Here is a 6,222-nt window from a genome sequence, read left to right as displayed (position 1 = left end):
TGGACGTGGCCATGGCCAAATACTTTGCCGGGGAGGCGGTGAGCAAGGCGTCCAACTATGCCATGCGCATCCTGGGGGCTTACGGGTACTCGACCGAATACCCGGTGGCCCGGTTTTACCGGGACACCCCGACGTATTACATGGTGGAGGGGTCGGCGAACATCTGCAAGTGGATCATCGCCCTGGATCAGTTGGGGTATAGAAAGGCCAACCGGTAGGACGAATTGTGGGATTGTGAATTGGGGAATTGAGGGCAGATTTCAGCTGCGGTCGGTTTGCGGGCATGCTTCTTTGCCGAGGGGCCGCCGATTCCCATGATCTTTACCCCAACCGGCCATTTCTGAATTGGACATTGAACCGCGATAGCGAGCGCATTCCCCGCGGCATGCCGCGGGAAGGGTTCAATTAAGCATCACCAATTGATTGACAGACACGATATGGTCGATCGCTAATCTGACAAGCCAGTCTTCATAAAATTTCATAAGGGATTGGGAAACAGCCGATATCGGTTGTTCCTTGATCCCTTTTTTATTTATTGTTGTGCGAAACACCCTTCGAATCTAAAATAAAACTTTTAGGGTATTTATCAGCGGTATCTATGGATGAACGATAAAATCAGACAATGAGGGACACATGAGAATCGTTAAGCATGTGGAGGATATCGTCAACGCGTCGCTGCTGCCACCGGGGAGTCGGATTTATGCGTCGGGGAACGCGGCCACGCCCCAGGCGATGTTCCGGCAGCTGGCCGCCGACGAATCGATTCGGGAGGTGGAGTTGATCGGCGTCCTTTTTCTAGGCGATGTGGCCGGCCTGTTTACCAAAGCGGCATGCAGTCGAATTACCCACCGTATCATTTTCAACAGCCACCACACCCGGGAGCCCGCCAACAAGGGATGGGCCAAATACCAACTCATGCACCTGGGCGACATTCCCATGCAGGTCCGCGAATACCTGAAACCCAACGTGGCCATGCTTACGGTGGCCGGACCCGACAAAGGGGGCAACTTCAGTCTGGGCACCACCATGGAGGGAGTGATGGCGGCCATTGAAACGGTCAGGTCCAGCAACGGTCTGGTGGTCGCCGAACGCAACGCCCAAATGCCCTTCGTGCTGGGAGACACCGTCCCCGGTGCCTGGATCGACTACCTGCTGGACACCGACTACCCCCTGCCCGTCAGTCCGGTTCAGCCCCCGGACCAGCCGGCACGCAGAATCGGAAGGATCATTGCCGGTCTGTTCGTCAAGGACCGCAGCACCATTCAATACGGAATCGGCCAGGTTCCCGAGGCGGTTACCGATGCCATCCTGGAAAAAGGCGTTAAGGACCTGGGCATCCACACCGAGCTGTTTGCCGATGCCATGCGCCGGCTGGTGGATGAAGGGGTGGTGACCAACCGCTTCACCAGTACCCGCAACAAGTTCAGCATTGCCTCAATCTTTCTGGCCGGCAGCCAAGCGGGTTATGCCTGGCTGGACTACAACTCCGCCGTTCAAATCCGACCGGCGGATTACACCAACAGTATCCTCACCATCGCCGATCAACCCAACATGGTTTCCATCAACAGCGCCATCGGCGTGGATCTTCACGGTAATATCTGGGCCGACTCCATGAAAGCCAGGCAGATCTACAGCGGCGTAGGCGGCCAATGCGATTTCATCCGCGGTGCCAATCTTTCCAGCGGCGGGGTGCCGATCATCGCCCTTAAATCGGTAACGGCCAAGGGCCTGTCGAAAATCGTAGACATGTGTCCGGAGGGTATAACCACCACGGCCATCGCGGCCGATCCTGTGGTTATCGTCACCGAGAACGGAGCCTTCGACCCCCGAGGGTTGAGCCTTTCCGAACGGGCCGTGGGCATGGCCCATCTGGCATCAGCCCGGTTCAAAGAAGGCTTGTTGAAAAAAATTTACGACAGCCCCGAATTCCACCATGCGAAGGGGGCGCTGACCGATGGCGTTCCCAAAGGATTCCACCCATACGAAACGATTTAAAGGCGAAGCGAGGCAAGAGAACCGCGTTGAGAGGGTGTGCCCCGGAAACCGGGACGGTGTCGAGGGATGGGCGAGGGTGGATCAGCGCCTGCGGTGAGAAAAAAAAAGAGGGCACCCCGGAAAAGGGGGCGCCCTTTCAATCTGAAGTGAACCCTATTTGGCAGGCCTCAGATTCACGGCCTGCTTCCCTTTGGCCGTTTCCCTGATTTCGAATTCCACCCGGTCATCGCGCTGCAGGCCGAAGTGGCCGTATTCCTTGATGCCCGACACATGCAGGAAAATATCTTCGTTCTCCTGGGTGGTGACAAACCCGAAACGTTTTTTTTCGTCGTACCATTTAATGTGACCTTCCATCAGAAGCCTCTTTCTTTTTTGGTGTTCTTGCGCAACGACCCAGCCTGTAAACTGAGGCATGCACAAATCCGAGGATGAATCCGTTTTAACGTTCACCGGTCCTTTGGCGGTGAACCCTCCGGTATTTTCTCCGAGGTGTCCGGCTGCCGATCTGTCGGCGTGGTCCACGCCACAGAACAGGATTGAATATAAGACCATCATAGGCCATTTTCCAGTGGATTGCACGCGGTTTTCCTGAAGCGCTGCCGGTTGGTTTGCCATTTCGCCCAAAGGAAGGTATGGCTTCCGTAGACTTTTTTCAAAGCGAAGGGGCGGTAATGAATTTCGACGATACCCATAAGGCCATCCTGGACGGCGAGTGCGGCCGGGCCCCCCAAAAAGCCATGGAACTGATCGTGCGCTACGCCAAGGTTCTGGGGGCCGAACGGCTGTGTCGGGTCTCCTGGGCAGACCTGTTTTGCGGTGCTCACCACTATCTGGACGTGGCCGGGTCCGATGACTTCGACCGGATTTTTTCGACCATGTCCCTGTGCACTGGACAGATTGCCCAATTAAAACAGATGAATCGAAGCTGTATCTGCTACAGTGGGGTGGAGGTGGATTGCACTGAAGTCCCGGAGAAAATGCTTGCCGGGCTGGGCCGACAGGCGAAAAACTTGGATATGCTCTCCCGGTTTGTGGATTCGGGCGTCGTCCTAAGTGGATCCTGCGTGCCCTATCTGCTTGGATTCGTTCCGTTGGCTGGGGAGCATTTCGTCAGCTGCGAATCCAGCGCCGTGCTTTTCCTGAACAGCCTCTGGGGGGCTTTCGGCAACGGCGACGGCATCGAAGCCAGCTTCTGCGCCGCCGTGTGTGGTTTCACCCCGCTGTGGGGCAAGCATCTGCCGGAGAACCGCCGGGCCACCCACGTGGTAACCATCCAGTCCCGTCCGGAATCGGTTCACGATTGGGATGTGTTGGGGCACGCGGTGGGTATTCGGCTGCCCCCCATGGCGGTGCCCTTAATCAGCGGTGGTTATTCCCGTCCGGACGCCATCCGGCTCAAGTCTTTTTTCGCTTCGCTGGCTTGCGCCGCCGGCACTGAAATGTGCCACCTGGAAGGCATTACCCCTGAGGCGACCACCATCCAGCGGGCCCTGGCCGGCAATGCGGATTATTCGTGCATGACCGTTTCAGCCGCTGATGTGGCCGAATCCATCGACCAACTCAACGGCAACGACCGGCAGCGGATCGATTATCTTTCCTTGGGCTGCCCCCACTACCATATCGATGAAGTCCGTCGCATCGCTGCGTTTCTGGATGGCCGCCGTATTCATCCGGACACGGTCGTGCACGTCTGGACCGCCGGCCCGTTCAAGCATATGGCCGATCGATGCGGATACACCCGAACCATTGAAAAGGCAGGCGCCCACCTGCTTACCGGCAGCTGTCCCTCTACACGCGGATATCCCGCCGGCGTGCGCACGGCGGCCTACGACTCGGCCAAACAGCGCATGTCTGCGGCTCAGGAAACCGACGCACGACTTTTTTACGGATCGGTGGAGCAGTGCCTGCAAACTGCAGTCAGCGGAATATGGGAGGGACACTGATGAAATCGGTCGTCATTCGCGGCAGAGGCGCCCTTGGCGGTGTGGCCGAAGGACCAGCCTTGATCAGCCGGCGTACCATCACTGGCTGGGGTGGGGTTGATATCCGCACCGGCAAGGTCAAGGAACCCGGCCATCCTTTGGAAGGAATGAGCCTCAAAGGCAGTGTCCTGATCCTGGAGGGGAGCCGCGGTTCGAACGGCTGGTCCATTTTCTTCCACGCGGCCCAGGTGTCTGGCTGCGGCCCGGCCGCCCTGGTCTTTCCTCGCCTCGACTCACGAACGGCGGTGACGGCCGCCGTGCTCAACGTACCCGTGCTTACGGATCTGGAGGACGACCCCTTTGCCCTGATCCGCATCGGCGATCGGGTGCGGGTGGATGGGGATCGGGGAGTACTCACTGTGATCAAAAGGATGGGGGTTTAGGCATTACCCTGCTGATCGAAATGCTTTCCGGTGCCCTGGTGCAGAGCCTGCTCAGCACCGACCAGACTCCGGGATGGCATCCGAACGAATCTGGCTGACGGGTCCTGGCCCTGGATATCGCCGGTTTAATGGACAATAAGGCCGCATCCTCCAGATATTCCTAATGATCTAAAAAAATCTTCATATGCTCCATGCGGCGTCACAGGGTTGACCAGCGTTGGAACCGGGCTGGGGAATTCCGATAAGACAAAGGGCCGCCCATCGGTCGCCAGGCAGCCCTTTCTCCAAACCATTCAATTCGATGCGATTTATCACCTGAACGAATCGGGTGTCATTCAGCCGCTGTCAGATGTCCAACCAGATATCCGCCTCGCCGCCGCAGTGGCTGCAGACGGCATGGCCTTCCGTTTTACCCTGTTCTTTGGGTACGACATGGGGTGTCGCAGTGACCGCCTTCTCCTCTTCCAGGGAGCAGGTGATCACCATTTCGGCTTCGTTGCCGCAGTTTTTACACTCGCACACCTGCTTGAATTTCTTTTCGGCCATGAAATTACCTCCTGAATGTTAGGGGTCGGGGCCCGGCGGCCCCGATTCCCCCATATTATACCCTATTTTTTCGTTTTCTCCAATGCCCTGCGTATACCGGTCAATCGTCTGGGTGGACCTTTTCGATGCGGTCCGGGCCAACGTTCAAAACATCCGTCAAGTCGCGGCAACTATCGCTACCGGAACACTCGATTCGCGGTTCAGCGTCGGCTTCAGAGCCCCTTCGCAAGGTTGGTGCAACGATCAGGCGAGGTCGAAGCGGTCCACGTTCATGACTTTGTTCCAGGCCGCTACGAAGTCGGCCACGAACTTCTCTTGGGCATCCTTGCTTCCATAGACTTCCGCCAAGGCCCGCAGTTGGGAGTTCGACCCAAAGACCAGGTCGACACGGGTGCCGGTCCACTTGAGCTCACCACTGGTGCGATCACGACCTTCGAACAGGTCTTCGTCTTTGGCGGTTGGCTTCCACTCCGTACGCATATCGAGCAGATTGACGAAGAAGTCATTGGTCAGCGTTTCCGGCCGCTTGGTGAAGACACCGAAAGGGGTCTGTCCAACGTTGGCATTCAGGACGCGCAGACCGCCAACGAGAACCGTCATCTCCGGTGCGGTCAGCGTCAGCAGTTGCGCCCGATCCACCAGCAGTTCCTCTGCAGACACGGCATATTTGGTTTTTTGGTAGTTGCGGAACCCGTCTGCCTTCGGTTGGAGTACGGCGAACGACGGTACATCGGTTTGCTCTTGCGTCGCATCCGTTCGTCCTGGAGAGAAGGGAACGGTCACATGGTGACCGGCATTCTTGGCAGCCTGCTCGACACCTGCGCATCCGCCCAGTACAATCAGGTCTGCGAGGGACACCTTCTTCCCGCCGGACTGCGCGCCGTTGAACGCCTTTTGGATGCCCTCGAGGACCTCCAGCACCGCCTTTAGCTGCTTGGGCTGGTTGACCTCCCAATCCCTCTGCGGTTCGAGCCGGATGCGTGCCCCGTTGGCCCCACCGCGCATGTCGGAACCGCGGAAGGTGGATGCCGAGGCCCAGGCGGTCGAGACCAGTTGGGATACCGACAGCCCGGAGGCAAGGATCTTGCCCTGGAGGTCGGCGATGTCCTTTTCGTCGATCAACGCATGATCGACGGCGGGCATCGGGTCCTGCCAGATCAGTTCCTCGGCCGGGACTTCCGGACCGAGATAGCGAGCGCGGGGGCCCATGTCGCGGTGGGTCAGCTTGAACCAGGCGCGGGCGAAGGCGTCCGCGAATTCCTCAGGGTTCTGCTGGTAGCGCCGCGCGATCGGCTCGTAGATCGGATCGAACTTCA

Annotated in this window: 7 protein-coding genes; 4 read left to right on the top strand and 3 right to left on the bottom strand. The window is 58.1% G+C overall.

The window, feature by feature from the left end; all coding sequences use genetic code 11:
• Both ABYV26_RS18125 and ABYV26_RS18120 read left to right on the top strand, forming a co-directional pair.
• A partial coding sequence (locus ABYV26_RS18125; protein WP_372682764.1) for an acyl-CoA dehydrogenase family protein occupies nucleotides 1-218 on the top strand: 218 nt, incomplete at its 5' end.
• Nucleotides 219-633: 415 nt separating this feature from the next.
• Complete coding sequence (locus tag ABYV26_RS18120; RefSeq protein WP_372682763.1) at nucleotides 634-1,995, top strand: acetyl-CoA hydrolase/transferase family protein; 1,362 nt, start codon at nucleotides 634-636, stop codon at nucleotides 1,993-1,995.
• A 153-nt stretch (nucleotides 1,996-2,148) separates the two neighbouring features.
• Here the strand turns inward: ABYV26_RS18120 and ABYV26_RS18115 are convergent, their stop codons facing one another.
• Nucleotides 2,149-2,349, bottom strand: a complete 201-nt coding sequence (locus tag ABYV26_RS18115; RefSeq protein ID WP_372682762.1) for a cold-shock protein — start codon at nucleotides 2,347-2,349, stop codon at nucleotides 2,149-2,151.
• 278 nt (nucleotides 2,350-2,627) lie between these two features.
• Between ABYV26_RS18115 and ABYV26_RS18110 the strand changes: the two genes are divergently transcribed.
• Both ABYV26_RS18110 and ABYV26_RS18105 read left to right on the top strand, forming a co-directional pair.
• Nucleotides 2,628-3,938, top strand: coding sequence for an aconitase X (locus tag ABYV26_RS18110; RefSeq protein WP_372682761.1), 1,311 nt, complete (start codon nucleotides 2,628-2,630; stop codon nucleotides 3,936-3,938).
• Nucleotides 3,938-4,360 (top strand): aconitase X swivel domain-containing protein, encoded by a 423-nt coding sequence (locus tag ABYV26_RS18105; RefSeq protein WP_372682760.1) that lies wholly within the window; start codon nucleotides 3,938-3,940, stop codon nucleotides 4,358-4,360. The genes ABYV26_RS18110 and ABYV26_RS18105 overlap by 1 nt, the downstream gene beginning before the upstream one ends.
• Before the next feature lie 345 nt (nucleotides 4,361-4,705).
• On the opposite strand, the gene ABYV26_RS18100 is transcribed toward ABYV26_RS18105, so the two are convergent.
• Both ABYV26_RS18100 and ABYV26_RS18095 read right to left on the bottom strand, forming a co-directional pair.
• A complete protein-coding gene (locus ABYV26_RS18100; RefSeq protein ID WP_372682759.1) occupies nucleotides 4,706-4,906 on the bottom strand; it encodes a hypothetical protein in 201 nt (66 codons plus the stop codon).
• A 243-nt stretch (nucleotides 4,907-5,149) separates the two neighbouring features.
• The coding region (locus ABYV26_RS18095; RefSeq protein WP_372682758.1) for a peroxidase family protein at nucleotides 5,150-6,222 on the bottom strand (1,073 nt) is incomplete at its 5' end.

The sequence above is a fragment of the Desulfosarcina sp. genome (assembly GCF_041551955.1).
Classification (GTDB): domain Bacteria; phylum Desulfobacterota; class Desulfobacteria; order Desulfobacterales; family Desulfosarcinaceae; genus Desulfosarcina.
Note: the sequence above shows the minus strand (reverse complement) of the source record. Positions and strands in the feature narration are given on the sequence as shown.